At 59.5% G+C, this 25,736-nt stretch carries 23 protein-coding genes and 3 pseudogenes; 14 read left to right on the top strand and 12 right to left on the bottom strand.

The window, feature by feature from the left end:
* Positions 1–196: 196 nt before the first annotated feature.
* The 11 genes and pseudogenes from L904_RS01235 to rsmI all read right to left on the bottom strand — a co-directional run bounded on the left by L904_RS01235 (position 197) and on the right by rsmI (position 10,037).
* Positions 197–1,729, bottom strand: coding sequence for a YifB family Mg chelatase-like AAA ATPase (locus L904_RS01235; protein WP_020811509.1), 1,533 nt, complete (start codon positions 1,727–1,729; stop codon positions 197–199).
* A gap of 185 nt (positions 1,730–1,914) precedes the next feature.
* Positions 1,915–2,874, bottom strand: coding sequence for a glutathione synthase (gene gshB / locus L904_RS01230; RefSeq protein ID WP_003503823.1), 960 nt, complete (start codon positions 2,872–2,874; stop codon positions 1,915–1,917).
* A 243-nt stretch (positions 2,875–3,117) separates the two neighbouring features.
* Positions 3,118–3,630: a cupin domain-containing protein gene (locus L904_RS01225; RefSeq protein WP_035264088.1), complete on the bottom strand. Its 513-nt coding sequence runs from the start codon at positions 3,628–3,630 to the stop codon at positions 3,118–3,120.
* Positions 3,631–3,739: 109 nt separating this feature from the next.
* The gene (locus tag L904_RS01220) at positions 3,740–4,840 is read right to left on the bottom strand and encodes a sn-glycerol-3-phosphate import ATP-binding protein UgpC (protein WP_020809796.1); all 1,101 of its coding nucleotides are present in this window, start codon (positions 4,838–4,840) and stop codon (positions 3,740–3,742) included.
* A 10-nt stretch (positions 4,841–4,850) separates the two neighbouring features.
* Positions 4,851–5,693, bottom strand: a complete 843-nt coding sequence (gene ugpE / locus L904_RS01215) for a sn-glycerol-3-phosphate ABC transporter permease UgpE (RefSeq protein WP_020809797.1) — start codon at positions 5,691–5,693, stop codon at positions 4,851–4,853.
* Positions 5,694–5,704: 11 nt separating this feature from the next.
* Positions 5,705–6,673, bottom strand: coding sequence for an ABC transporter permease subunit (locus L904_RS01210; RefSeq protein ID WP_020809798.1), 969 nt, complete (start codon positions 6,671–6,673; stop codon positions 5,705–5,707).
* 83 nt (positions 6,674–6,756) lie between these two features.
* Entirely contained in the window at positions 6,757–8,055 is a 1,299-nt protein-coding gene (locus tag L904_RS01205) for an extracellular solute-binding protein (protein ID WP_020809799.1), read from the bottom strand.
* 120 nt (positions 8,056–8,175) lie between these two features.
* Positions 8,176–8,340 (bottom strand): annotated as a pseudogene (locus tag L904_RS28575) (DapH/DapD/GlmU-related protein); the annotation flags it as partial.
* Between the two features lie 222 nt (positions 8,341–8,562).
* Positions 8,563–8,703, bottom strand: a pseudogene (locus tag L904_RS28570) (maltose acetyltransferase domain-containing protein); the annotation flags it as partial.
* 34 nt (positions 8,704–8,737) lie between these two features.
* The gene (locus L904_RS01195; RefSeq protein WP_020809801.1) at positions 8,738–9,106 is read right to left on the bottom strand and encodes a YraN family protein; all 369 of its coding nucleotides are present in this window, start codon (positions 9,104–9,106) and stop codon (positions 8,738–8,740) included.
* Positions 9,096–10,037, bottom strand: coding sequence for a 16S rRNA (cytidine(1402)-2'-O)-methyltransferase (rsmI, locus tag L904_RS01190; protein WP_020809802.1), 942 nt, complete (start codon positions 10,035–10,037; stop codon positions 9,096–9,098). Before rsmI ends, L904_RS01195 begins: the two co-directional genes overlap by 11 nt.
* A 267-nt stretch (positions 10,038–10,304) precedes the next feature.
* On the opposite strand from rsmI, the gene dnaN reads away from it, so the two are divergent.
* From dnaN to L904_RS01155, 6 genes are all read left to right on the top strand, one after another.
* Complete coding sequence (dnaN, locus tag L904_RS01185) at positions 10,305–11,423, top strand: DNA polymerase III subunit beta (RefSeq protein WP_031233744.1); 1,119 nt, start codon at positions 10,305–10,307, stop codon at positions 11,421–11,423.
* Positions 11,424–11,616: 193 nt separating this feature from the next.
* Entirely contained in the window at positions 11,617–12,210 is a 594-nt protein-coding gene (gene pmtA, locus L904_RS01175) for a phospholipid N-methyltransferase PmtA (RefSeq protein ID WP_003520115.1), read from the top strand.
* Positions 12,211–12,306: 96 nt separating this feature from the next.
* Entirely contained in the window at positions 12,307–12,903 is a 597-nt protein-coding gene (locus L904_RS01170; protein WP_020809805.1) for a histidine phosphatase family protein, read from the top strand.
* 4 nt (positions 12,904–12,907) lie between these two features.
* A complete protein-coding gene (gene pyrF / locus L904_RS01165; protein WP_020809806.1) occupies positions 12,908–13,615 on the top strand; it encodes an orotidine-5'-phosphate decarboxylase in 708 nt (235 codons plus the stop codon).
* Positions 13,616–13,635: 20 nt separating this feature from the next.
* Positions 13,636–13,923 carry a DUF1330 domain-containing protein gene (locus L904_RS01160; RefSeq protein WP_003520118.1) on the top strand — a complete coding sequence of 96 codons (288 nt, stop codon included), beginning with the start codon at positions 13,636–13,638 and terminating at the stop codon, positions 13,921–13,923.
* 121 nt (positions 13,924–14,044) lie between these two features.
* Positions 14,045–15,025 (top strand): complex I NDUFA9 subunit family protein, encoded by a 981-nt coding sequence (locus tag L904_RS01155; RefSeq protein ID WP_020809807.1) that lies wholly within the window; start codon positions 14,045–14,047, stop codon positions 15,023–15,025.
* A 608-nt stretch (positions 15,026–15,633) separates the two neighbouring features.
* Here the strand turns inward: L904_RS01155 and L904_RS01145 are convergent.
* Positions 15,634–16,440 (bottom strand): undecaprenyl-diphosphate phosphatase, encoded by an 807-nt coding sequence (locus L904_RS01145; protein WP_035264095.1) that lies wholly within the window; start codon positions 16,438–16,440, stop codon positions 15,634–15,636.
* 159 nt (positions 16,441–16,599) lie between these two features.
* Between L904_RS01145 and L904_RS01140 the strand changes: the two genes are divergently transcribed.
* The 8 genes and pseudogenes from L904_RS01140 to L904_RS01105 all read left to right on the top strand — a co-directional run bounded on the left by L904_RS01140 (position 16,600) and on the right by L904_RS01105 (position 25,732).
* The gene (locus L904_RS01140; protein ID WP_003520121.1) at positions 16,600–17,292 is read left to right on the top strand and encodes a glutathione S-transferase family protein; all 693 of its coding nucleotides are present in this window, start codon (positions 16,600–16,602) and stop codon (positions 17,290–17,292) included.
* Positions 17,293–17,601: 309 nt separating this feature from the next.
* A pseudogene (queG, locus tag L904_RS01135) lies at positions 17,602–18,572 on the top strand (tRNA epoxyqueuosine(34) reductase QueG).
* Positions 18,573–18,575: 3 nt separating this feature from the next.
* Positions 18,576–19,448 (top strand): SDR family oxidoreductase, encoded by an 873-nt coding sequence (locus tag L904_RS01130; protein ID WP_035264097.1) that lies wholly within the window; start codon positions 18,576–18,578, stop codon positions 19,446–19,448.
* Positions 19,449–19,876: 428 nt separating this feature from the next.
* A complete protein-coding gene (locus tag L904_RS01125) occupies positions 19,877–20,245 on the top strand; it encodes a septal ring lytic transglycosylase RlpA family protein (protein ID WP_003503862.1) in 369 nt (122 codons plus the stop codon).
* Between the two features lie 61 nt (positions 20,246–20,306).
* Positions 20,307–21,596, top strand: coding sequence for an RsmB/NOP family class I SAM-dependent RNA methyltransferase (locus L904_RS01120; RefSeq protein ID WP_035264100.1), 1,290 nt, complete (start codon positions 20,307–20,309; stop codon positions 21,594–21,596).
* A gap of 155 nt (positions 21,597–21,751) precedes the next feature.
* Positions 21,752–23,029 carry an imelysin family protein gene (locus L904_RS01115; protein WP_020812392.1) on the top strand — a complete coding sequence of 426 codons (1,278 nt, stop codon included), beginning with the start codon at positions 21,752–21,754 and terminating at the stop codon, positions 23,027–23,029.
* A 58-nt stretch (positions 23,030–23,087) separates the two neighbouring features.
* Positions 23,088–24,611 (top strand): di-heme oxidoredictase family protein, encoded by a 1,524-nt coding sequence (locus L904_RS01110; protein ID WP_020812393.1) that lies wholly within the window; start codon positions 23,088–23,090, stop codon positions 24,609–24,611.
* A complete protein-coding gene (locus tag L904_RS01105; RefSeq protein WP_020812394.1) occupies positions 24,611–25,732 on the top strand; it encodes an imelysin family protein in 1,122 nt (373 codons plus the stop codon). The genes L904_RS01110 and L904_RS01105 overlap by 1 nt, the downstream gene beginning before the upstream one ends.
* Positions 25,733–25,736: the final 4 nt, after the last annotated feature.

Below are 25,736 nucleotides of genomic sequence, written 5' to 3'. Positions count from 1 at the left end.
CGATCGCGCGCCAGAGTAGCGAATATTCTTATGTGCCGCCGGCTTCCGCTGGCGGCACAATGTTTTTTCAGGGAAGGCACAACAGGCGACCTTCTGGAGCATATCCGGTTTAAACGGAATCGTTAGATGTGCTCTAATTACTTGTTTTTACACACTTCCCCACCAAAAACCGCTTCGTGCCTTTACTGGAAATGTTCTATGCCGCCGTCGTCAGCCTCTCGCCAGCGATACGATAGGACACGGCTTCCGCCACATGGATACGGCCGACCGTCTGTTTGCCATCCAGATCGGCCAGGGTGCGGGCAACCTTGAGAATGCGATGATAACCGCGCGCGGAGAACTTCAGCCGCTCGGCCGCATCGCGCAGCAATTGCAGCCCGGACGCATCCGGCTCGGCATATTTTTCTATCAGGGTCGTCGTGCAGCGAGCGTTTGTGCGAATGGCGTCAAATCCCGCCGACGCGTAACGTTCCTGCTGCGCAAGGCGCGCCCGGGCGACACGGGCGGCCACCGCCGCACTCGGCTCGGACGCGACGGGGCGGATGAGATCGGCGGCAGAGACGGCGGGAACGTCGATGCGGATATCGATACGATCCAGCAGCGGGCCGGAAATGCGGGCCTGATAATCCGTCACACAACGCGGGCCTCGGGCGCAGGTGAAACCCGGCTCTCCCGCCATGCCGCAGCGGCAGGGGTTCATCGCCGCAACGAGCTGGATTTCCGCCGGATAGCTGACGCGATGATTGGCCCGCGCAATGATGCATTCGCCCGTTTCCAGCGGCTGGCGCAGTGCATCCAGCACCTGCGGCGAAAATTCCGGGAACTCGTCCAGAAAAAGAACACCGTGATGGGCGAGCGAAGCCTCACCCGGCTTGGCGCGGAGCCCTCCGCCGATCAACGCCGCCATGGTGGCGGAATGGTGCGGGGTGCGGAACGGCCTGCGGTCCGAAAGCTTGCCGCCGGATAATTGGCCAGCGATGGAATGGACCATCGACACTTCCAGCAATTCCGCCGCCTCCAGCGGCGGCAGGATGGATGGCAGGCGGGCTGCGAGCATGGATTTGCCGGAGCCGGGCGGCCCGACCATGAGCAGGTTGTGTCCGCCGGCGGCTGCCACCTCCAGCGCGCGCCGGGCGCTCTCCTGTCCTTTGATATCCACTAAATCCGGCAGATTGACCGGGTTGGCGCGAATGGCGGGCGTCGGGCGCGAGAGAAGCTGGGTGCCGCGAAAATGGTTGGCCAGCGCAATCAGGCTGCGCGGGGCGAGAATATCGATACCGGCGCCGGCCCAGGCCGCTTCCGGCCCGCTTTCAGCCGGGCAGATCAGCCCCTTGCCAAGCGCATTGGCACCCATGGCCGCTGGAAGGGCGCCCGAAACCATACCGATGGTGCCATCGAGATTGAGTTCGCCGAGAACCACATAACGTGCCAGCATTTCTGCCGGTATCGCACCCAGAGCGGCCATGAGGCCAAGCGCAATGGGAAGATCGAAATGCGATCCTTCCTTGGGCAGATCGGCAGGCGCGAGATTGACGGTGACCTTTTTTGCCGGCAGCGCCAGACCCGAGGCATGCAGGGCGGCCTGCACCCGCTCGCGGCTTTCGGCCACCGCCTTGTCGGGCAGGCCGACAATCTGGATGCCCACCTTTCCCGGCGCGACCATGACCTGCACCTCGACGGGCACACCCTCTATGCCCTGAAATGCAACCGTATTGACCCTTGCCACCATGGCCTGCCCCCGCAAACCGGCCGCGCTAGTCAGAGCTTCATGCCCTACCGCGGCCACCCGCAAGCAACGTGCCACAGGGAAAAGAACAAAACAAGAACATCCAGCGAACAATTTCTCGCTGACGATGTATTTTAGTTGTGTCTAGTTGTACTCGCGGAACAAAGCTGGACCGGCGAAAGCTCGCCTCAGAAATCCTGGGCTTCGCGCTTTTTCTCGATCGCATCCCACAACAGGCTTGCGACATCGGCACCGCCGAATTTCCGCACTTCGCGAATGCCGGTCGGCGAGGTGACGTTGATTTCCGTCATATAGTCGCCAATCACATCGATACCGACGAAGAGAAAACCGCGCTCGCGCAAGGCAGGACCGATGCGGCGGCAGATTTCTTTCTCGCGCGCCGTCAGTTCCGTCGGTTCCGGCCGGCCGCCGGCATGCATGTTGGAGCGGGCGTCGTTTTCCGCGGGCACGCGGTTGATTGCGCCAACCGGTTCGCCATCTACCAGGAGGATGCGCTTGTCGCCCTTGCGGACGTCAGGCAGATATTGCTGGGCGATGTAAGGCTCGCGGAACATCTGGCCGAACATCTCCAGCAGAGAAGAGAAATTGCGGTCGTCGCGCGCGGAATGGAAGACGCCTGCACCGCCATTGCCATAAAGCGGCTTGAGGATGATATCGCCCATTTCGTTGCGGAAGCGGGCGATTTCCTCCACATCCTTGGTGATCAGCGTCTTCGGCATCAGATCGGCGAATTCGGTGACGAAAATCTTTTCCGGCGAGTTGCGGACCCAGGCGGGATCGTTGACCACCAGCGTTTTCGGATGAATGCGTTCCAGCAGATGGGTCGAGGTGATGTAAGCCATGTCGAATGGCGGATCCTGACGCAGATGGATGACATCCATGGTCGACAGATCGACGCGCTCCGGTTCGGACAGCGAGAAATGGTCGCCCTTGATGTCGCGCAGTTCCATCTGCTCGACAGTGGCGTAAATCTTGCCATCGCGCATGGAAAGGCGCTCGGGCGTATAATGGAACAGCCGGTATCCGCGTGCCTGCGCCTCAAGGCTCATGGCGAAGGTGGAGTCACCGGCGATATTGATGCCGGAGACATGATCCATCTGGATCGCGACGTTCTTGATCTTCGCCATGCGCATGTTCCTCTTGCAGCATGCGGACGCTTTGTCGGCCCGCGGTGCCCATTGCCTCGCCTTTTCAAGCTTCCCTGCAGGACCGGTAGAAACCCGGAAATGCTTCAGAAAACCCTGAAGATGTAGGGCAGCGACCATTCAAAGGCAACTGCTGCAAGCGGTGGTTTGTGTGAGTTTTATTGAACCTTCACAATTCCGTCGGCGAAGCCGTGCAGGCCCCGCCGACTGGAATGTTTTATGGGTTCAGGCCGCCAGCTTATAGGAACGGCCGGCAAACAGCTTGTTCTTGACGCGATAGGCAAAAGCGAGCGCCTTGGGGAACGGACGGCGCATGAAAGCGACTTTGCGGACATAATCATCCACTCGCCAGGTGGCCCATGTTCCCGCAGGGAAATAGGCGACATCGCCGACCCGCAGGATGCTGATGGAACCGTCTTCCGCGGTCACATGCACTTCGCCTTCGAGAATATAGACGGTTTCATCCCAGCCGAAGAACCAGCGGAATTCCCCCGCCGTGCAATCCCACATGGCGGTGCTTGAAGCACGGTCGCCGCTTCTGGAATGATCCGCCGCGCGCGCCTGGGGGTTGCCGGAAATGATCCATTCCGGATTGATGGGGGCCGGCTGAAGCCGCAGATCGGTGCAGGATGCGCTGACGACGGCCTCGTCTTTTGACCGGCGCAAATAGGCCGGCAATATCGGCACGGTCCGGACCGCCATGGTTGCTGCGGCAGCGAACATCATTTTGAAGGACATATTAGAAAACCCCCGTGAAATATTGGAGGTCTTCTATCATCGGGATCGTAACGAAGCGGTTTTGACAATCGGCGCAATTTTAGTCATCGCGCCGATTTCTGCGATGCGCTCAGGCCGTCGCCATTTGCGCGGGCTGCGCCGCCAGCTGCTCGGCTTTGCCGGCGATGCGCTTGCCGGTTTCGCTGGAGAAGAAATGCAGTTTCTCCGGCGCGATCGTGACGGAGAGCGCAGACGGAACCTCGACATCCGGCGGGAAAGCAACTGTCAGGTTCTGGTCGCCGATCATGCCGTGGATAAGTCGCTGCGAACCCAGTTCCTCGATGTAATCGACCCGAAGCGGGAAGCCCTGCTCACCGGCCGCAGCGAGGCGGAAATCTTCCGCCCGCATGCCCACCGTTACGGGGCCGGAGACAGGCGCGAAACCGTTGAGCGCAAAGAGCGACGGACCAATGGCGAGGCTATCGCCATGCAACTCGGCGTTCAGCAAATTCATGGCGGGAGAGCCGATGAAACTCGCAACGAAGGTCGAAGCAGGGGTGTGATAGACATCGAGCGGTGCGCCGATCTGTTCGATACGGCCGCCATTCAACACCACAAGACGATCGGCGAGCGTCATGGCCTCCAGCTGATCGTGGGTGACGTAGATCGAGGTGGTGCCGAGGCGCTTTTGCAGGCGCTTGATCTCGCCGCGCATGGAAACGCGCAGCTTGGCATCGAGATTGGACAGGGGCTCATCGAACAGGAAGGCCGCCGGTTTGCGCACGATGGCGCGACCCATGGCGACACGCTGCCGCTGGCCGCCGGAAAGGGCGCGCGGCTTGCGATCCAGATAAGGTTCGAGCTGCAGCATACGCGCGGCTTCGGCCACACGCGCATCGATCTCCGTCTTCGGCGTCTTGCGGTTCTTCAACCCGTATTCCAGGTTCTGGCGCACCGACATATGCGGATATAGGGCGTAGTTCTGAAACACCATGGCGATATCCCGGTCAGCCGGATCGGCCTGATTGACCACCCGGTCACCGATCTTCACTGTGCCTTCGGAAATATCCTCAAGCCCTGCGACCATGCGCAGAAGCGTGGATTTGCCGCAGCCGGAGGGGCCGACCAGAACGATGAACTCACCGTCCCGGATGTCGATATCGACGTGGTGCACGGCGCGCACGCCGCCATGATAATCCTTGCAGACCTGACTGATTTCTATCGCGGCCATTTCGGTCTCCTTATTTATCGCTTTCGGTCAGGCCCTTGATGAACCAGCGCTGGAAAATGACGACGATCAGCACCGGCGGCAGCATAGCCAGCACGGCGAGCGCGAAAGCTTCGTTGTAATCGGGAATTTGCGAACCGACCCAGACCTGCAGGATCGACTTGATGCCACGCATCAGGGTGAAGAAGCCCTCATCCGTCGTCATCAGCATGGGCCAGAGATACTGGTTCCAGCCATAAACGAACATGATGATGAAGATCGCCGCCATCATGGTGCGGGACAGCGGGATGAGAACGTCGATGAAGAATTTCACCGGCCCTGCGCCGTCAATGCGGGCAGCCTCCAGCAACTCCTCCGGCACGGATTTGAAGAACTGCCGGAAATAGAAGGTGCCTGTCGCCGAAGCGAGAAGCGGCACGATGAGGCCGGTATAGGAGTTCAGAAGGCCAAGTTTGCTCATCACCTCGTAGGAGGGCATGATGCGCACTTCGAGCGGCAGAAGCAGCGTCGTGAAAATGATCCAGAAGGCGAGCGTTGCGAACCGGAACCGGAAATAGACGATCGCATAGGCCGCCGTCATTGACAGGACGATCTTGCCGACGGCAAAACCGATGCCGAGGATCAGCGAATTCAGCACCATGTTGAGACCCGTGATCTGCCCGGTGAAGCCGCCTTTCTGGGTCAGAACCTTTTCATAAGTCTCGATGAAATTGTCACCGGGAATCATCGTCAGACCGCTGCGGTGGATTTCCGCAGCGGTGTGGGTGGAGGTCATGAAGGCCACGATGACCGGCAATATCAGGAACAGCGCGCCGATGATCAGCACCAGATGATCGAGGGGTTTTGTCTTGTACATGGTCTTTTCCCTCAATTGTAGTGGATGCGCTTTTCGATGAAGCGGAACTGGATGATGGTGAGAACGAAGACGACCAGCATCAGGATGACGGATTGGGCCGAGGAGCCACCGATGTCATTGCCGCGGAAACCATCCAGAAACACCTTGTAGACCAGCGTGATCGGATTGTTGGCCGCCTTGTCCTTCACCATCACGTCGATGACGCCGAACGTGTCGAAGAGCGCATAGGTGATGTTGATGATCAGCAGGAAGAAGGCCGTGGGCGCCAGAAGTGGCATGATCACCGTCCAGAACCGGCGAAAGCCCGAACGGCAGTCGATGGCGGCAGCTTCCCGCACGGAGACCGGAACGCCCTGAAGACCCGAAAGGAAGAAGATGAAGTTGTAAGGGATCTGCTTCCAGACCGCGACGACGATCATAGCGAAGGCCGTATCGAAATAGTTGAGGCCGACCTTCATGTCCCAACCGAGGAATGCGGCCATTTTGACGAAGGGGCCGATATGCTGGTCGAAAAACATCATGCCGATGAGACCGGCGACCGGCGGCGCGATGGCATAGACGGAAATCAGCAGCGTCTTGTATGTCGAGCTGCCGCGAATGACCGCGTCGGCCTTGACGGCGAGCAGCAAGCCGAGCGCCAGCGAAAAGAAGGTGACCAGCACGGTGAAGACAACCGTGAATTTGGCGATGCTGAGATATTCGGCGCTGAAGATCGCATCCGAATAATTGGCAAGTCCGACGAAGGAAGCGCCGAAACCGAACGGGTCTTCGATATAGAAGGACGAATGTATGGCCTGAACCGATGGCCAGTAGAAGAAGATGAAAATCACCGCAAGCTGCGGTGCCAGAAACAGGTAAGGTACGTAGGACGAGGAGAACTGCACGCGCTTCATACCGGCGTCGACAGGTTTGGCTGGCTTTCCAGCCTTTGCGGACCAGCCGGACAAAAACCGGCGCGGTTGAGACGATGTATAGGCCACGCTTGCGCTTCCTTATCCGAGAGCGAGCCTCCCTTCCGTGGGAAAGGAGGCTCGGCAATGGTCATTGGTTTCGAAACAGGCGATCAGCCGGCCGTCTTGGCGAAACGGGCGAGCAGGTCGTTGCCTTCCTTCTCGATGATCTCGAAAGCAGCCTTCGGCGTAACTTCGCCGGAGAAGATGCGGTTATATTCGCGTTCCATGACGGCGCGGATCTGCGGGTAGAAGCCGAGGCGGTAGCCCTTGGACCATTCGCCGCCCGGCAGCGAGAGCTGCTGGATACCGACTTCCGCGACCGGCTTTTCCTTGTAGAAGCCTTCAGCCTTGGCCTTTTCGTAAGCGGCCTTGGTGATGGCGACGTAACCGGTTGCCTTGTGGTAGAAGACCTGGATTTCCGGCGAGGTCAGGAACTGGAAGAAGTCGGCCACGCACTTGTTTTCGGCTTCAGACTTGCCAGACATTGCAAAGAGCGCAGCGCCGCCGATGAAGGAGTTGGTGCCGGCACCCTTGATGGAGCCCCAGTAGGGAAGGAAGGTTGCCGAGAACGGCATGGTCGCCGTCTTCTGCAGGCCGCCGAAGGAGCCCGAAGAACCGATCCAGAACGCGACCTTGCCTTCTTCGAAGGGCTTCTGGTTGTCGTTCCAGCCGGCGCCGTAATAGGCGAACAGGCCCTTGTCCTTCCAGTCCTTCAGCTTGTCGAACATCATGACGAGGTTCGGGTCGGTGACCTTGAGCTTGGTGTCGGTGACGCTGTCGTAGCCGTTATTGTTGGTGGCGAACTGGATGTTGTTGCGGGAGAAGAAGTTCTCCGTGAACTGCCAGGTGAGCTGCGACTGAACGAGCGGAATGTAGCCGGCTTCCTTCAGCTTCGGCGCAACCTGCTCGAACTCTTCCCAGGTCTTCGGGGCTTCGACGCCGGCCTTCTTCAGGGCTTCGTCGTTGACGTACATGATGGGGGCGGAGGAGTTGAACGGCATGCCGACAAACTTGCCGTCAGCGGCAGCATAGAAATAACGCACGCCGTTGATGAAGGCGTCGCGGTCGAACTTGTAACCGGCCTTGTTGATGAGATCTTCGGCGGGAATGACAGCGCCCTTGGCGTTGATGATGGTGGCGGCGCCAGCATCGAAAACCTGGAGGATGTTCGGCTGTTCGCCAGAGCGGAAAGCAGCGATGCCGCTGGCCAGGGCTTCTTCATAGGAGCCCTTGGAAACCGGCGTCAGAGCGCATTCTTTCTGGGCTTCATTGAACTTCTGGGCGACTTCGTTGATGACTTCGCCATTGCGGCCGCCCATGCCGTGCCACCAGGTGATGTTGGTAGCAGCCATGGAAGACGTCGCCGAAATGCTGACGGCCACTGCGGCCATGGAAATCTTCTTCAACATTACTAAATCCTCTCCACCATTTATTGGGATGAGGATGCGAATAGAGACGTTCCATGACGCCTCTTTGACAGTTCGATGTCAGATTTATTACAGCGACTGACGAAAATCTCAGTCGGCCATGCGCTTTATGGGCCGAGCCGGATTTCCAACCACCGTCACGCCCGGCGGCACATTGCGCGTCACCACCGAACCGGCGCCGACAATCGCTCCGTCACCGATGGTGATGCCAGCCAGAAGGATCGCTCCGCCGCCGATCCAGACATCACGGCCGATCGTGACAGGCTTTGCGATTTCAATGCCTTGCGCTCGCGGCACCGGGTCCAGATGGTGTTCCGCACAATAGATCTGCACCGCAGGCCCGAGCATCGCACCGTCGCCTATCGTAACCTTCGCGGAATCGAGAATGGTGCAGCCGGCATTGAGATAGACATTTTTGCCCAGCGTGATGTTGAAGCCGTAAGCGCAATGAAACGGCGCTTCGATAAATGCCCCTTCGCCAACAGAAGCGAACAGAGCCCGTAGCAAGGGGGCCATTGCCCCGCGCTCATCCGGCGGCATCGTATTGTGCTGGTGGACGGCCCCTCGTGCCCGCCAGCGCAATATATCCAGCTCGGCATCCATGCAGCTGTACCATTCGCCCGCGGCCATTTTTTCCCGCTCGGTGGACATTGTTTCCCTCCCCTTAAAAGGCGTCGATAAAATGCTGCGGCAGGCGTCGCGGCAAAACGGCGATGATATCGAAACGCAGCGAAAACCGCGCGGCATCCTTGCGACGGGCGAGCCATAGATCGGCCGCCGCTCGAATGCGTTGCTGCGAATGGAAACCGACAGCATCCACGGCACCTTCGCCGGACGTTCGCGCCTTGACCTCGACGATGGCGACGAGGTCCTTCTTGCGGGCGATGAGATCAATTTCCCCCAGCCGGGTGCGATAACGAATGGCGAGGATACGATATCCCTTCAGCAGCAGATAAAGTGCCGCCCAATATTCCGCGGCGTGGCCACGTCGCTCGGCCTTGCGCCTTTTATTGCTTCGCCCCTCAGCGGCCATCCGTTTCCTTCATATCCAGCAGCCTTTGATAAAGCTCCTTGCGCGGCAGGCCCGTCAGCTTCGCCGCTTCGCCTGCCGCCTTGGCGGCGGGCATGGTGGCGACGAGATCCTTCAGCAGCTTCTCGACATCCTCGATATCGGGAATCTCGTCATAGGAGGGCGGCTCCACCAGAAGCACGATCTCACCCTTCACCACACGGTCACCACCGTAATAATCCGCAAGCTCGCCCAGCGTGCCGCGTCGGAACTCCTCGAAGGTCTTGGTCAGCTCGCGGCAGACCACGGCGCGGCGGTCGCGGCCGAGCACTTCGGACGCGACCTTGACGGAAGCGCCGATGCGATGCGGCGATTCAAAGAAGATCAAGGTGGCCGGAATTTTCGCGAGTTCGGCAAAACGGTCGCGCTTGCCGCGATCCTTCACCGGCAGGAAGCCCGCAAACAGGAAAGCGTCGCTCGGCATTCCCGAACCCACGAGGGCGGCGAGCGGCGCGGATGCTCCCGGCACCGGCACGACACGATGCCCGGCCTCGAGCGCGAGCTGGCCGAGGCGGTAACCGGGATCGGAAACGAGCGGCGTTCCGGCATCCGAGACCAGCGCCACGGATTTTCCCGCCTCAAGCGCCGCAATGAGCTTCGGCCCCGCTTCGTTTGCATTGTGCTCATGATAAGAGAGCGGGCGGGTGCGGATGCCGTAACGTTCGAGCAGGATGCGGGTGACGCGGGTATCCTCGCAGGCGAGAACATCGGCCGAGGCCAGCGTTTCCAGCGCGCGGATGGTGATATCGCCAAGATTGCCGATGGGCGTGGCCACGAGATAGAGCGCAGGCTCCAGCGGCCGCGCCGGAATGGTGGCCGTGCCGATCCTGAAGCTCTTTGTCGCATCTCTCAAGTCGCTGTTCGATATTTCTTCCGTCACACGGCTTCCAATCATTCTGGCCGATTATTCGCGGCCGGTCGCTCTGGTTTCCTCTCTTTATGGGCAATAGAAAACCGACGAACAAGGTCCACGGACGCCCCCAGCCTGTGGATCATGCTGTATAGCAGCAAAATGACCCGCGGCAGATGCACTCGGCTCTTGCATTTCCTGCAATAACTCTGCCATTTTGCCCGTCCACATTATCCGGCTTTCTGGCCGGTGAAGACTCTTCTTGCCGATCCGGCGGTGGCCGGTTCGCAACGGTTGAAAGCGGTAGCGTCCATGCGTATTACTCTTGAGCGGTCGAACCTTCTGAAATCGCTGAACCACGTCCACCGGGTCGTCGAGCGTCGCAACACGATCCCGATCCTGTCCAACGTCCTCCTGCGCGCCTCCGGCGCCAATCTGGACATGAAGGCGACCGACCTCGATCTCGAAATCACCGAAGCGACACCGGCCATGGTGGAGCAGGCAGGCGCCACCACCGTGCCGGCGCATCTGCTTTATGAAATCGTGCGCAAGCTGCCGGACGGTTCCGAGGTGCTTCTGGCGACCAATCCGGACGGCTCCTCGATGACGGTTGCTTCCGGCCGCTCGAAATTCTCGCTGCAATGCCTTCCGGAAACGGATTTCCCTGATCTGACCGCCGGCACCTTCAGCCACACCTTCAAACTGAAGGCGACCGACCTGAAGATGCTGATCGACCGGACGCAATTTGCGATCTCGACCGAAGAAACGCGTTATTACCTGAACGGCATCTTCTTCCATACCATCGAAAGCAATGGCGACCTGAAGCTGCGCGCCGTCGCGACCGATGGCCACCGCCTGGCGCGCGCCGATGTGGATGCGCCTTCCGGTTCCGAAGGCATGCCGGGCATCATCATTCCGCGCAAGACCGTCGGCGAGCTGCAGAAGCTGATGGACAACCCTGAGCTGGAAGTCACCGTCGAAGTCTCGGATGCAAAAATCCGCCTGACCATCGGTTCGGTCGTTCTGACCTCGAAGCTGATCGACGGCACATTCCCGGATTACCAGCGCGTGATCCCGACCGGCAACGACAAGGAAATGCGCGTCGATTGCCAGACCTTCGCGCAGGCTGTCGACCGCGTCTCGACCATTTCTTCCGAGCGCGGCCGCGCCGTGAAGCTCGCGCTCACCAACGGCCAGTTGACGCTGACCGTCAACAACCCGGATTCGGGAAGTGCTACGGAAGAAGTGGCTGTCGGTTACGACAATGATTCGATGGAAATCGGCTTCAACGCCAAATATCTCCTCGACATCACCTCGCAGCTTTCCGGCGACGACGCGATTTTCCTGCTGGCCGACGCCGGCTCGCCGACGCTCGTTCGCGACACCGCCGGTGACGATGCGCTTTATGTTCTGATGCCGATGCGCGTTTGAAACGGGAATTTTCCGCAAATTTCATCAAAAAAGCCGGTGGAACGCTTCACCGGCTTTTTTTGATTCGGCGACAGCGCATTTCGAACCGTAAGCGAATTTTTCCAGTTACGACATTTTGCCTTGTTTTTGCGCCAAATGGGATCAACATTGCGTAACAGTTTTTTGACAATGACCAAAAGCATCTGAGGGAACTATGGCACTTAACCTGAAGCAACGGCTTGAACAGAAATTTGAAGAAGAAATCCGCTTTTTCAAGGGCATGGTCAGCCAGCCGAAAAAAGTCGGGGCCATTGTGCCGACATCGTCCATCACGGCGAAAAAAATGGCGAGTGTCATCAATCCCCATTCCGGCCTGCCGGTTCTCGAACTCGGCCCTGGCACCGGCGTCATCACCAAGGCCATTCTGGCGCGCGGCATCAAGCCGGAGAACCTGACCGCCATCGAATATTCGACCGATTTCTACAATCAGCTGCTCAGGAGCTATCCGGGCGTCAATTTCGTCAATGGCGACGCCTTCGATCTCGATGCGACGCTTGGCGAACACAAGGGCCAGATGTTCGACAGCGTCGTCTCCGCGGTGCCGATGCTGAATTTCCCCATGGCCGCCCGTATCAAGCTTCTCGACGAATTGCTGAAGCGCGTGCCCCATGGCCGCCCCGTCGTGCAGATATCCTACGGACCGATTTCCCCCATCGTCGCGCAGCCGCATCTCTACCACATCCGCCATTTCGATTTCATCGTGCGCAATATTCCGCCGGCGCAATTGTGGACCTATACGCGGGCCTGATATTCAACAGAGTGCCGGAACCCGTCATTTCCCGGTCGTGACGAATGGTTAGGGTGCCGATTTGCCCTTTTCCATCGCCCTTGAGGACCGATTGCCATGCATGCGCTCTACATTACCCACCCCCAGGTCAAGATCGATCCGGCTGTTCCCGTTCCCGAATGGGGGCTTTCGGACAGGGGTGCCGAGCGGACGCGCGAGGCAAGCCGCCTGCCCTGGGCACGATCATTGCGCCGCATCGTTTCCAGCGCCGAGACCAAAGCGATCGAAACCGCCCGAATCCTGGCTGAAACCTCCGGGGCGGAAATGGATATCGTCGAGGCGATGCATGAAAACGACCGGTCCGCCACCGGCTTCCTGCCGCCGCCGGAATTCGAAAAGGCGGCGGACTGGTTCTTCGCCCATCCCGAGGAGAGTTTTCACGGCTGGGAGCGTGCAATCGACGCGCAGGCGCGGATCGTCAGGGCGGTCAAAGCGGTTCTTGACCGGCACGACCCGCAGCAGCCGATTGCCTTTGTCGGCCATGGTGGCGTGGGTACGCTTCTGAAATGCCATATCGAAGGCCGCGGCATCAGCCGCAGCAAGGACCAGCCGCCTGGCGGCGGCAATCTCTTTCGCTTCCCCATCGCCGACTTTTCACTTGCAGCCGCGTCCCCCACATGCGACTGGACGGCAATGGAAACATGGCAGGGATAAGACAATGACCGCGCGCGAAAAACTCATCGTCGGGCTGGATGTTCCGACTGTGCAGCAGGCCGAAGACATCGTGTCGAAAATCGGCGACGAGGTTCTGTTCTACAAGATCGGTTATCAGTTGGTCTTTGCCGGCGGTCTCGAATTCGCGCGCGACCTTGTCCAGAGCGGCAAGAAGGTCTTTCTCGACATGAAGCTGCTCGATATCGACAACACCGTCGCCTCCGGTGTCGAAAACATCGCCCGCATGGGCATGTCGATGCTGACGCTACATGCCTACCCCAAGGCGATGCGCGCTGCCGTCAAGGCCGCCGAGGGCTCCGGCCTCTGCCTGCTGGGCGTCACCGTGCTGACCTCGATGGACGACGTCGATCTCGCCGAGGCGGGTTATGCCTCTGACGCCCGTTCGCTGGTGCTGCGCCGGGCGGAGCAGGCACGCGAGGCGGGCATGGGCGGTATCGTCTGTTCGGCGGAAGAAGCGACCGCCGTGCGCGAAATCCTCGGTCCGGACCTTGCAGTCGTCACCCCCGGCATTCGCCCGGCCGGCGCGGATCCCGGCGATCAGAAGCGCGTGATGACACCCTACGACGCCATCAAGGCCGGATCGAGCCATCTGGTCGTCGCCCGCCCGATCGTCAGGTCGGAAGACCCGAAAGCGGCGGCCCGCGCCATTCTTGACGACATGCTGCGCGCCAGCTTTCCGGCCAATCAGTAACGACAATCGGAGGAGATGAAATGGCAAAGGGATATTGGATCGCCCGCGTCGATGTGCGCGATAGTGAGCGTTACAAGGACTATGTCACGACGGCTAAGCCCGCTTTCGAGCGGTTCGGCGCCAATTTCCTGGCCCGTGGCGGCGCGCTGACCGAGCTGGAGGGCAAGGCGCGTGCACGCAACGTCGTCATCGAGTTCCCCTCGGTGCAGCACGCCATCGACTGCTATAATTCTCCCGAATATCAGGCAGCCGCTAAAATCCGCCAGGAGGTCGCGGATGCGGAGATGATGATCGTCGAAGGAATTTGACGACCGTCAACCGCATTTCCCAAACCGGCTCCTGACCTCGCGACAACATCTCTTCACGCGCGCGCGGCTTTGGGCTAAGAGACTGAAAAACGCTTTATCGACAGCTTCTGAGGAGCCTCCCATGACCTTGGCCAACCTTCCACCCCTCGTCACCGTTTTCGGCGGTTCGGGTTTTGTCGGGCGGCATGTCGTGCGGATACTTGCGAAGCGCGGTTACCGCATCCGCGTCGCCGTGCGCCGCCCGGATCTCGCCGGTTTCCTGCAGCCGCTCGGCAATGTCGGCCAGATTTCCTTCGCCCAGGCGAACCTGCGTTATCGTGATTCCATCGTCAAAGCCGTGGAAGACGCCGACCATGTGGTCAATTGCGTCGGTATCCTGACCGAAAGCGGCCGCAACACCTTTGACGCCGTACAGGAATTCGGCGCGAAAGCTATTGCAGAAGCGGCCCGCGACGCCGGCGCGACGCTGACGCATATCTCCGCCATCGGCGCGGATGCCAGTTCGCCGACCGGTTATGGCCGCACCAAGGGCCGCGCCGAAGCCGCCATTCATTCCATCCTGCCTGGCGCCGTGATCCTGCGCCCGTCGATCATTTTTGGACCGGAAGACGATTTCTTCAACAAGTTCGCAAAGATGGCCCGCAGCATGCCGTTCCTGCCGCTGATCGGCGGCGGAAAAACCAGGTTCCAGCCGGTCTATGTCGAGGATGTCGCGGAAGCCGTCGCCCTTGGCGTCGATGGCAAGCTGAAGCCCGGCGCGATCTATGAACTCGGCGGTCAGGATGTCATGACGTTCCGTGACTGTCTCGAGGCGGTTCTTGCCGCGACCTATCGGGAGCGTCCCTTCGTCAACCTGCCCTTCGGCGTCGCGTCGATGATTGGCAAGATCGCTTCAATGGTGCCGCTGATTGCGCCGCCGCTGACGCCCGATCAGGTGACCATGCTGAAAAAGGACAATGTCGTTTCCACTGACGCCGAAAAGAACGGCCTGACACTGGAAGGCATCGGCATCACCCCCGTTCGCGTCGCGTCCATTCTGCCTTCCTACATGGTGCAATACCGCCCGCACGGCCAGTTCTCCAATGCCGGAAAAGCGGCCTGAAGCCCACCTTCAGCCTCATCGACCATAAACGAAAGCGGGAGCCATTCCCGCTTTTTGTTTTTGCGCAATTCAATTGCAACCAAACCGCTATTCGTGCATTTTCCCCTCAACTGCAGGGGAGGTGTTGAATGAACCAGGGCTGCTTTGCAAAGCCGGGTAAAAGTTAACGGCGGTTCGGCCTCCACAGGCAAGCGTGGCACAAGCGCAACTGTGGAAAAGACTTCGTATTAACCCGGTATTCAACAAGCTGCTTTATTGATATTCGCCACATTCCAAACATATCCCGACCACTCAATTCACACACGGCGGCATGATCCGCGCGAACGAACGTCTGAAAGGCAATCATAAAATGGGCAGATCTATCGCACTCTTTTTTGCGTGTGCGGCTTTGGTGGTTCTGGCGGGTTCTTTCATGGCGCCGGGAACGGTTGCAGCGGGTAAGAGCGGTTGCGCTCCCGCCTATGGCGTCGACCCCTGCGCAACGGCTTCGATCAGCACCAACTGATCGGCCTTTAAAAGTTTCAAAGAAAAAGCGCCGCCGGTTCTCCGGGGGCGCTTTTTCTTTTTCTGTTCGTTCGTCGCGAACGGAGATTATTCCCGCCCCTGGTTCAACCCAGAACCAGAAGTGCGATCAGTCCCAGCGAACCGATGGCGATGCGCCACCAGGCGAAGGGTGCAAAGCCCCGCCGTGACACGAAATCCAGCAGGGAGCGAACGACGAAGAGGCCGGAGACGAAAGCGGCGATGAAACCCACGGCGATCAGCGCGCCGTCATCGAAGCTCAGCGCATCGCGGTTCTTGTAAAGATCGAGCGTGAAAGCGCCAAGCATGGTCGGCATCGCCAGGAAGAACGAAAATTCGGCGGCGGAGCGCTTGTCCGTTCCCATCAGCAACGACCCGACGATTGTGGCGCCGGACCGCGACGTGCCGGGAATCATCGCAAGGCACTGGAAGAGGCCGATCTTGAAGGCAAGCGACGGCGGATAATCCATGATGTCAGTATATTTCGGCTTCAGCGGCATGCGGTCGACCGCAAGCAGAATGACGCCGCCGATGATCAGTACCACGCAGATGAGCATCGGCGTTTCAAACAGCACGGTCTTGATGAAGTCATGCGCCAAAGCACCTATTATCGCCGCCGGCAGGAAAGCGAGAGCGACGGCCAGCACGAAGCGGCGCGCTTTCGCGCTTGTCGGCAGAGCGAGCGCAATCGACACAAGCTTTTGAAAATAAACAAGAAGGATCGCAAGGATCGCACCAAGCTGAATAAGAACGGCAAAGGTGTTGCCGGGTGATTTGAAACCGAGGAAATGCCCGGCCAGCAGCACGTGCGCCGTTGAGGAGACGGGAATGAACTCCGTCAGACCCTCGATAATGCCCAGCAGAAGCGCGCTGATGATCGATTGGTCACCCATGAGGTATCCTTCTTTTCAGGGGGAAAGTGGCAATGGAAGGCAATTGCGTTAAACTTGTTTTAAAGTAGCCAAGCTCTTATAGCGTCTTGATGAAGCGAAACTGAAAAAGTTTTTCGGCAAATGCCGATCATGACAACCAATCGTAAAAATTGAGTACCGATGCCAACTCTCTATCACTCTCCGATGTCGACCGCATCCCGGTTCGTTCGTCTGATCCTCGCGGAATACGGGTTCCAGACCGATCTCGTGGAAGAGCAGCCGTGGGAAAGACGGCGGGAGTTTCTGGCGCTCAATCCGGCCGGCACCCTGCCGGTCTATCTGGACGACAATATGCGCTCGCTGAGCGGGCCCTATGTGCTTGCAGAATTTCTCGATGAAACGCACGGGGTTCTGAAGCGCGACCGTCGGCTTCTTGCCGAGGACCCGTTTCAGCGCGCAGAAATCCGCCGCCTGACCGAATGGTTTCTGCAGAAGATGGAAAACGATGTGACCCGGCCGCTGGTGCGGGAACGGGTCTATAAATTGCAGATGACGGCGGCGCAGGGTGGCGGACCGCCGGATTCCAAGCTGCTGCGCACCGCCCGCAACAACATTCGCCAGCACATCAAATATCTGGAATGGCTGGCCGGCTCGCGCACCTGGCTTGCCGGCGACCGGTTGAGTTATGCCGATCTTGCCGCGGCTGCCGCGGTCTCGGTGCTGGATTATCTCGGTGAGATCAACTGGCTCGAAGCGCCGATTGCCAAGGAATGGTATCAGCGGGTGAAATCCCGTCCTTCCTTCCGGCCGTTCCTCAGCGAACGCATTCCGCGCCTTGCCCCTTCCTCCCACTACGCCGATCTGGACTTTTAAGGTCTGGCCTCCCGGTTATTTGCTGTGGCCTGCGGCGTATCTAAAGCATGTCGTTGTCCCGAAACCGCTGCACACTTTCGGGCGACATGCATTATATATGCCGCAGAATAACCCGCGGGAGAGACGACCATCGACGTCGCGAGCGAAAAGCAGCGAATACGCGCGCATAAACTGACGGACTTCGTTCGTCAGGAAGCGCTTTCGCTCGGCTTCGATCTGTGTCGCATCACCGCGCCGGACAGCATGCCGCTCGCACCCGAACGGCTGAGACAGTTTCTCGACAATGGCTATCACGGCACGATGGCGTGGATGGAGGAAACCGAGGCCCGCCGGGCAGAGCCGAAAACGCTCTGGGGAGACGTGCGCTCCATCGTCATGTTCGGGCTGAACTACGGTCCGGAAGAAGATCCGCGCGGCCTGCTTTCCAAACCCGACAAGGCTGCCATCTCGGTCTATGCCCGCAATCGTGATTATCACGACGTCATCAAGGGGCGGCTGAAGGAAATCGCCACCCGTTTTGCCGCGCGCGCCGGTGAGGATGTGAAAGTCTTTGTCGATACCGCACCGGTAATGGAAAAACCGCTTGCCGCCGCCGCCGGTCTCGGCTGGCAGGGCAAGCACACCAACCTCGTCAGCCGCACCCATGGCTCTGGCTGTTTCTCGGCAGCATGTTCACCACGGCCGAACTCTGTCTTGACGAGGCTGAGAGGGACCATTGCGGCTCCTGCCGCGCCTGTCTCGATGCCTGTCCGACGGCCGCTTTCCCCGCGCCCTATCAATTGGACGCGCGCCGCTGCATTTCCTATCTCACCATCGAACACAAGGGGCCGATCCCGCACGAATTCCGGCCGATGATCGGCAATCGCATCTATGGCTGCGACGACTGCCTTGCCGCCTGTCCATGGAACAAATTCGCGGCCAGCGCCTCCGAGATGAAATTGCAGGCGCGCGAGGATCTGAAGGAACCTTCCATCGCCTTCCTGCTCACGCTCGATGACACCGCCTTTCGCAGTTTCTTCAGCGGCTCGCCGGTGAAGCGCATCGGCCGCAATCGCTTCATCCGCAACGTGCTGATCGCGGCGGGCAACTCGGCCGACCGGCAATTCGTGGAACGATGCAAGGCGCTTGCCGAAACCGACCCTTCGCCCGAAGTGCGCGGCATGGCCGCATGGGCTTTGTCACGGCTTATGGACAGGGACGAATTCCGTACATACTCTGCCGGTCGCGCGCCGGAGCCTGATCCGGAGGCGGAAATGGAATGGCAACTGGCAGAGGCGTGACGCATGCATGTGATGATTTTCGGCGCGGGATATTCGGGGAAAGCCATCGCTAACGCGCTGAGAACCGAAGCAGCAAGCGTTTCCGGCACCACACGCAGCCAGGACAAGTTCCCAAACCTCGTCGCCGCACGCATGACGCCGTTGCTCTTCGACGGCGTTCAGCTCAATGACGAACTCGTCACCGCAATGGGCAATATCACGCATCTCGTACAATCCGTCGCGCCGGGCAAGGATGGCGATCCGCTGCTTGCGCTTCTGGGCGGCGATCTGAAAAAGCTCATGCCCAATCTGAAATGGGTCGCTTATCTTTCCACCGTCGGCGTTTATGGCGACCATGGCGGCGCTTGGGTGGACGAGACAACGCCCTGCCGCCCGGTCTCCGCGCGATCCGTGGAACGGGTGGCTGCGGAAACCGCCTGGACTGCGGCAGCGGAAAAGGCGGATGTGCCGCTTTCCATCCTGCGCCTTTCCGGAATTTACGGCCCCGGACGCAATGCCTTCATGAATTTCGAGAAGGGAACGGCGCGGCGGCTGGTCAAGAAAGACCAGGTGTTCAATCGCATCCGGGTCGAGGATATCGGTGCCGCACTTGCCTTTCTGGCACGGAAAAACGAACGCGGCATCTTCAACGTGACCGACGACGAACCATGCCCGCCGCAGGATGTGGTGAGCTTCGCAGCAGCGCTGATGGGGGTGGAACCGCCACCCGAACAGGCCTTCGAGACCGCCGATCTGACGCCGATGGCGCGCTCTTTTTATGGCGAGAACAAGCGCGTTTCCAACGCCAGAATACGCGATCTCGGCTTCGATTTCCGCTTTCCGGAGTACAGGTTCTCCCTCAGGCACTTATGGGAAAACGGCCTCTGGAGAGGCTGAAAAACCCCACCCTGAAAAGCGATGAAAAATCCTTCCAATCCCGCTTTTGCGGATGGTTTTCGTCTTATTTCAGCCAATTAGGATTTTATTAACCATCCAAAAATCACTAAAATCGTAGTCATTAGAAAAATATTTCACTCACATTTCGTGAACTGGATTCACGAAGCCGTGACCTGCAACAGCATTTCCGTTATCCATTGATTCTGCGTTATTTTTTCCATCTTTTGGCCAGGATGTCCTGCCGACAGCTTTCCGGCTAACGATCACGAATATTACAGACTGTAACAGTTCGTGATTTGAGGTCAGCTTTTTTTCGCCATTTTTCCCTCGCCCTACAATCTCGCATCAAAAGGCGTTCAGGCCAGTTCATGGCCGTTTAGCAAGGGCACAATCAATCGGCGCGGGGCCGATTTTCAGGGAAGCACAGTTTGTTGAATATCCGTCGTATAACTTTCACCGCTGCAACTATCGCCGCCTGTTCCATCATTGCGCCTCTTCAGGCGAATGCGGCAAATGGTTGTGGAGGCGCATCGTGGTATGCGTTGACCTCCAAGACTGCTTCGGGCGAGCGCATGAACGCCGCCAACCTGACCGCCGCCCACCGCTCGCTGCGGTTCGGCACCAAGGTCAAGGTGACCAATGCGCGCAATGGCAAGGCCGTTGTGGTGCGCATCAATGACCGTGGGCCGTTCATCAAGGGCCGCGTTCTCGATCTTTCCAAGGCAGCCGCCAAGAACATCGGCATGATCAACTCCGGCACGGCCAAGGTCTGCTACGAGATCGTCAAGGCCGATTGAGCCTTGCCCTCGCCGCCATTCGCGTCTACCAACCGGGCTTAGCACAAGAACGAGGTAGACAATGCGTTTAGGCGGGCGTTTGGCCGGAGCAATCGAAGTATTGGCGGATATTGAGGGACGCAGGCGTCCCGTCGCCGATGCTCTGAAAGATTGGGGCCTTGCCCATCGTTTCGCCGGTTCCGGCGACAGGGCTGCAATCGGCAACATCGTCTATGACGCGCTGCGCATGAAACTGTCGCACGCCTGGCTGATGGATGACGACAGCGCTGCCTCGCTTGGTTATGCCGTGCTGCTGCGCCAATGGGGCAAAAGCTTTTCGGACCTTTCGGCGGAATTCTACGGCGACAAATTCGCCCCCGCCGCACCGGATGAACAAAGGCAGAAGGCCTTTCTGTCCCGTTCCCTCAGCGATGCACCGGCCCATATTCAGGGCGACATACCCGAATGGGTGCAATCCTCCTTCGAAACCGCCTTTGGAGAGCGCTGGCTCGCCGAGGCGCAGGCGCTGAACGAGCGGCCCACGCTTGATCTGCGCGCCAACACCTTGAAAGCAACGCGTGACAAAGTGCTGAAGGCTCTGGAAGAAAGCGGCGCGGAAGCCACGCATATCGCCCGGCAGGGCGTGCGCATTCCCGCCGGCGAAGGTCCTTCCCGACTGCCGAACGTCACCGCCGAACTGTCCTTCCAGAAGGGCTGGTTCGAAGTACAGGACGAAGGCTCCCAGATTGTTGCCGATCTTGCCGGTGCGCATGAAGGCGAACAGATCCTCGATTATTGCGCGGGCGGCGGCGGCAAGACGCTGGCCATGGCGGCCAGCATGAACAATAAGGGCCAGGTCCACGCCTTTGACGCCGACCGCAAGCGCCTTGCGCCGATCATCGAACGGCTGAAGCGGGCCGGCACGCGCAATGTGCAGGTGCACGACCGCGCCTCCGGCCTGACGCCGTTCCAGGAAAAATTCGACCGCGTTCTGGTGGACGCGCCCTGCACCGGCACCGGGACATGGCGCCGCCGGCCCGACACCAAATGGCGGCTGACGGCCCGCAATCTGGAAGAGCGCGTGCAGCAGCAGGGCGAGGCGCTCTCACAGGCCAAGGGGTTCGTACGCCCGGGCGGCGAGCTGCTTTATGTCACCTGTTCCGTGCTTCCCGAAGAAAACGAACAGCAGGTAAGGCGTTTCTGCGCGGAAAATCCGGAATTCTCCATCGGCTCCGCACTGGAACGCTGGCAGACGACTTTCGGCGGCAACGCGAATAAACCGCATTCTTCCGACGGCAAGACAGTGACGCTGACGCCTGCAACCACAGATACGGATGGCTTCTTCTTCTGCTTGATGAAACGCAAAGCATAACGCTGTCTTTGCAAGCACTGATTTTACTTGGAAAACAACACCAGGTCTTGTTTCAAAGCATTCTAAACTAGAATGTTTGACACAAGTTTGTGATTGGGTCAGAACTCGCTTGCCGCGGCGCGAAGTCATTTCACGCCTGCCGAAGGAGAGGGATCATGATCCGCAAAACCATTCTCAGCGCTTCTTTTGCGCTTCTTGCCGCATCTGCGGCTTTCACCGCGCTTCCCGCCCGGGCCGCCACCGACGCGGCCGCCGTCGTCAAGCATTATGCCGATGTCGCGCATGCGAAATATGAGGATTCGCTGACCACGGCGAAGGCGCTGGACAAGGCCATCGATGCGCTGATCGCAACGCCGAGCGAAGAAACCCTGAAGGCCGCCCGGGAAGCATGGATCAAGGCCCGCGTTCCCTATCAGCAGTCGGAAGTCTATCGTTTCGGCAACCCGATCGTTGACGATTGGGAAGGTAAGGTGAATGCCTGGCCGCTGGATGAAGGTCTGATCGACTATGTCGACGGTTCTTATGGCACGGAAAGCGACGAGAACGAGCTTTACGTTGCCAACATCATCGCCAATCCGAAGATCAAGATCAGCGGTGAAGAGGTCGACGCCTCCAAGATCACCCCCGAGCTGATCGAAAGCCTGCACGAGGCGGGCGATGTCGAAGCCAATGTGACGACCGGCTATCACGCCATCGAATTCCTGCTTTGGGGTCAGGATCTGAACGGCACCGGACCGGGCGCAGGCAACCGCCCCTACACCGATTACGACAAGGCGAAATGCACGAACGGCAATTGCGACCGCCGCGCCGATTACCTGAAATCCGCCTCGACCCTGCTTATCAAGGATCTTCAGGAGATGGTGGATGCCTGGGCGCCGGAAGGCGAAGCCACGAAAACGGTGGAAGCCGATCCGAAAGCCGGCCTGACCGCCATTCTCACCGGCATGGGCTCGCTCTCCTATGGCGAGCTGGCGGGTGAGCGCATGAAGCTTGGCCTTCTGCTGCACGATCCGGAAGAGGAGCATGATTGCTTCTCCGACAACACCTACAATTCGCATCTTTACGACGCGATTGGCATCGCCTCGGCCTATACCGGCGACTATACCCGCGTGGACGGAACGAAGATGACGGGCGCCTCGCTGTCGGAACTGGTCGGCGCCAAGGACAAGGCGCTGAACGACGAGATGCTGGCGAAGCTGAACAAGACGCTCGACGCCATGCATGCGATGGAAAAGCGCGCGCAGACCGTCGAGGCCTATGACCAGATGATCGGCGAAGGCAACAAGGAAGGCAACGCCGTGGTTCAGACGGCCATCGACGGCCTTCTCGACCAGACAAAGACTGTCGAACGCGTCATCGCGGCGCTCGATCTCGGCAAGATCGAGCTTGAAGGCTCCGACAGCCTCGACAATCCGAACGCCGTCTTCAAATAAGCGGTAAAACGGGCCGTAGATCGCTGCGGCCCGTTACTTTTCACCCGCCCTTATTGTCATGCAATTTTTGCTGCCGCCGATCCGCAAGCCATTCTTCTTCGCCGGGGCAGCCTGCCTTGTGGCGTCGATGACGCTTGCCGAACCGCTGCGGGGCGACCTGACGGAGAAAGATCGAAGCCGCGTGCTGGCCGTGACTGCGCCAACGGCGGATTTTACCGGGCCGGAACCTTTCGAGGCCATGGCCGGCGGAGCAACGACCAGCACCAGCAAGGCCGACAGCGGCGCGTTCTCGCATCCTTCCGCCACCATGCCGCTCGAACGGAAGCAGGATTTCAAGCTCGGCAATGCGCTGTTCCAGAAGCTCTGGGTCTCCTCTCCGTCCTCCACACAGGCCTCGGACGGGCTCGGGCCGCTCTTCAACGCCCGATCCTGCCAGACCTGCCATGTGAAGGATGGCAGGGGTCGACCGCCTCTTGCCGGAGAAGACGCCGTCTCGCTGTTTCTGCGGCTGGCGCGACCGGCGCGCAATGAAGCCGAACGACAGGCCATTGCCAGCCACCAGGTCCTGAATTTTCCCGATGAGACCTATGGCCGGCAGCTTCAGAACCTGGCCATTCCCGGCCTCGCCGCCGAAGGCAAACCGGTCATCGCCTATACGGAAGAGCCGGTTCAGCTTGCGGATGGCGAGGTGGTGATGCTGCGCAAGCCCGACTATGCCGTGGCGAACCTGCAATATGGTCCGCTCGGTGCCGACACGACGCTTTCGGCGCGCATCGCCATGCCCACCCTCGGGCTTGGCCTGATCGAGGCCATTGCCGAGGCCGATATTCTGGCCAAGGCCGACCCGGACGACAACAATGGCGACGGCATTGCCGGGCGTCCCGCATGGGTCAAAGACCATCGCACCGGCGAGGTGAAACTCGGGCGGTTTGGCTGGAAAGCGCAGAATGCGAGCGTGCGAGACCAGAGCGCCAGCGCCTTCTCCCACGATATCGGCATTTCCACCCCGGATGCGCCGAATGCCTATGGCGACTGTACCGGCGTCCAGAAGGACTGTCTTGCCATGCCGACCGGCGTGCAGCTAAGGCTCGGGCCGGTGGAAGCGCCCGATCCGGTTCTCGATCTCGTGACCTTCTACACCGAAAACCTCGCCGTGCCGCGCCGCCGCAATGTCGATGATCCGACGGTTCTGCACGGAAAGCAGCTTTTCTACGCCTCCGGCTGTACGGCCTGCCACACCCCGAAATTCGTCACACGCCGCGACGCTGCCGACCCCATGCATTCTTTCCAGCTGATCTGGCCCTATTCCGATTTTCTGCTGCATGACATGGGCGAAGGACTTGCCGATGGCCAGCAGGTAGGAGAAGCCAGCGGACGGCAGTGGCGAACCCAGCCGCTCTGGGGCATAGGCCTGACGCAAAAGGTCAATGGCAACGGTTTTTACCTGCATGACGGCCGCGCGCGCAGCCTGACGGAAGCGATATTGTGGCACGGCGGCGAAGGGCAAAAAGCGCGCGACGCCTTTGCCGCCTTGCAAAAATCCGACCGGCAGGCTTTGCTGGCCTTTCTGGAGTCCCTTTGATGAAAAATGCCATGCGAAAAATTTCCGGCGTCATGTCCGTGCTGCTGCTTCTGACCACGCCGCCGGCAAGGGCACAGGATGTGGAACTGATGCCGCCGCCGCCGCTCAACCCGGTTGAGGTGCGGGGCGTGATGGAAAAGGCGGTGAACGGCTTCATCCGTCCCGGCTATGATCGCTTCCGGCAGTCGGCGCAGACGCTGGAAGGCCGCATGAAAGCTTTCTGCACCGCCCCCTCCGAAACGACGGCAGCAGCGGCCAAGACTGCCTTTGTCGATACGGTGTCAAGCTGGTCAACCATCGAGATCGTGCGTGTCGGCCCTGTCATCGAGAAGAACCGTTTCGAACGCGTGCTTTATTATCCCGACAAGAAGGGTCTCGGGCTGAAACAGGTGCAGCGTTATCTTACCGAAAAGGATGAGAGCGTCACGAGTGCGGATGGCTTGAGCGGCAAGAGCGTTGCGGCGCAGGGGCTCGGCGCTCTTGAGTTCGTACTTTACGGAACCGGAGCGGAAGAGCTGCTAGACAGGAAGGGTGATTTCCGCTGCCGTTACGGTGCGGCCATCGCCGGTAATATCGCCAATGTGGCGACGGAACTTTCCGACAGCTGGAATGCACCTGACGGCGCGCAGAAAAACTGGACGCAGCCCGGAGCGGACAACCCCGTCTTTCGTGACGAGCGCGAGGCGCTTGTTGCCCTGCTCGGCATTCTCGTCCATGGCTCCGAAGCCATTCGCGACCAGCGGATCGAAACCTTCTACAAGGGACCGGACAAGGCAAGATTTCCCCGCACCGCCATTTATTGGCGCTCCGGCCTGACATGGCAGAGCATTTCCACCAATATCAAGGCGGTTCAGACGCTGCTGCACACGGCGGATATGGTCGAACTCGTACCGCCCGATCAGCGCTCCATCGTCAACTCTATCGATTTCATCGCCAAATCGATGATCCGCGTTGCCGGGACCATCGATACGGATGTGCAAAAGGCGCTGGATCAGGACGATCAGCGTGCCAAGGTGGATTATCTGCTGCTCAATGGCAAAGACCTGATCTACCGCTTGAACGATCAATATGGCGGCGCCATCGGCCTCAGCTCCGGCTTCTCCTTCGCCGATGGGGACTGAACCT

Origin of the sequence: Agrobacterium sp. LY4 (genome assembly GCF_001526585.1) — a bacterium.
Classification (GTDB): Bacteria; Pseudomonadota; Alphaproteobacteria; order Rhizobiales; family Rhizobiaceae; genus Agrobacterium; species Agrobacterium leguminum.
This window is presented reverse-complemented; position numbering and strand designations above follow the sequence as displayed.

What these genes read in the sequence shown, in the direction of transcription:
- L904_RS01235 (WP_020811509.1), bottom strand. Translation starts at nt 1,729, where the DNA reads ATGGTGGCAAGGGTCAATACGGTTGCATTTCAGGGCATAGAGGGTGTG.
- gshB (WP_003503823.1), bottom strand. Translation starts at nt 2,874, where the DNA reads ATGGCGAAGATCAAGAACGTCGCGATCCAGATGGATCATGTCTCCGGC.
- L904_RS01225 (WP_035264088.1), bottom strand. Translation starts at nt 3,630, where the DNA reads ATGTCCTTCAAAATGATGTTCGCTGCCGCAGCAACCATGGCGGTCCGG.
- L904_RS01220 (WP_020809796.1), bottom strand. Translation starts at nt 4,840, where the DNA reads ATGGCCGCGATAGAAATCAGTCAGGTCTGCAAGGATTATCATGGCGGC.
- ugpE (WP_020809797.1), bottom strand. Translation starts at nt 5,693, where the DNA reads ATGTACAAGACAAAACCCCTCGATCATCTGGTGCTGATCATCGGCGCG.
- L904_RS01205 (WP_020809799.1), bottom strand. Translation starts at nt 8,055, where the DNA reads ATGTTGAAGAAGATTTCCATGGCCGCAGTGGCCGTCAGCATTTCGGCG.
- L904_RS01195 (WP_020809801.1), bottom strand. Translation starts at nt 9,106, where the DNA reads ATGGCCGCTGAGGGGCGAAGCAATAAAAGGCGCAAGGCCGAGCGACGT.
- rsmI (WP_020809802.1), bottom strand. Translation starts at nt 10,037, where the DNA reads ATGATTGGAAGCCGTGTGACGGAAGAAATATCGAACAGCGACTTGAGA.
- dnaN (WP_031233744.1), top strand. Translation starts at nt 10,305, where the DNA reads ATGCGTATTACTCTTGAGCGGTCGAACCTTCTGAAATCGCTGAACCAC.
- pmtA (WP_003520115.1), top strand. Translation starts at nt 11,617, where the DNA reads ATGGCACTTAACCTGAAGCAACGGCTTGAACAGAAATTTGAAGAAGAA.
- L904_RS01170 (WP_020809805.1), top strand. Translation starts at nt 12,307, where the DNA reads ATGCATGCGCTCTACATTACCCACCCCCAGGTCAAGATCGATCCGGCT.
- pyrF (WP_020809806.1), top strand. Translation starts at nt 12,908, where the DNA reads ATGACCGCGCGCGAAAAACTCATCGTCGGGCTGGATGTTCCGACTGTG.
- L904_RS01160 (WP_003520118.1), top strand. Translation starts at nt 13,636, where the DNA reads ATGGCAAAGGGATATTGGATCGCCCGCGTCGATGTGCGCGATAGTGAG.
- L904_RS01155 (WP_020809807.1), top strand. Translation starts at nt 14,045, where the DNA reads ATGACCTTGGCCAACCTTCCACCCCTCGTCACCGTTTTCGGCGGTTCG.
- L904_RS01145 (WP_035264095.1), bottom strand. Translation starts at nt 16,440, where the DNA reads ATGGGTGACCAATCGATCATCAGCGCGCTTCTGCTGGGCATTATCGAG.
- L904_RS01140 (WP_003520121.1), top strand. Translation starts at nt 16,600, where the DNA reads ATGCCAACTCTCTATCACTCTCCGATGTCGACCGCATCCCGGTTCGTT.
- L904_RS01130 (WP_035264097.1), top strand. Translation starts at nt 18,576, where the DNA reads ATGCATGTGATGATTTTCGGCGCGGGATATTCGGGGAAAGCCATCGCT.
- L904_RS01120 (WP_035264100.1), top strand. Translation starts at nt 20,307, where the DNA reads ATGCGTTTAGGCGGGCGTTTGGCCGGAGCAATCGAAGTATTGGCGGAT.
- L904_RS01115 (WP_020812392.1), top strand. Translation starts at nt 21,752, where the DNA reads ATGATCCGCAAAACCATTCTCAGCGCTTCTTTTGCGCTTCTTGCCGCA.
- L904_RS01110 (WP_020812393.1), top strand. Translation starts at nt 23,088, where the DNA reads ATGCAATTTTTGCTGCCGCCGATCCGCAAGCCATTCTTCTTCGCCGGG.
- L904_RS01105 (WP_020812394.1), top strand. Translation starts at nt 24,611, where the DNA reads ATGAAAAATGCCATGCGAAAAATTTCCGGCGTCATGTCCGTGCTGCTG.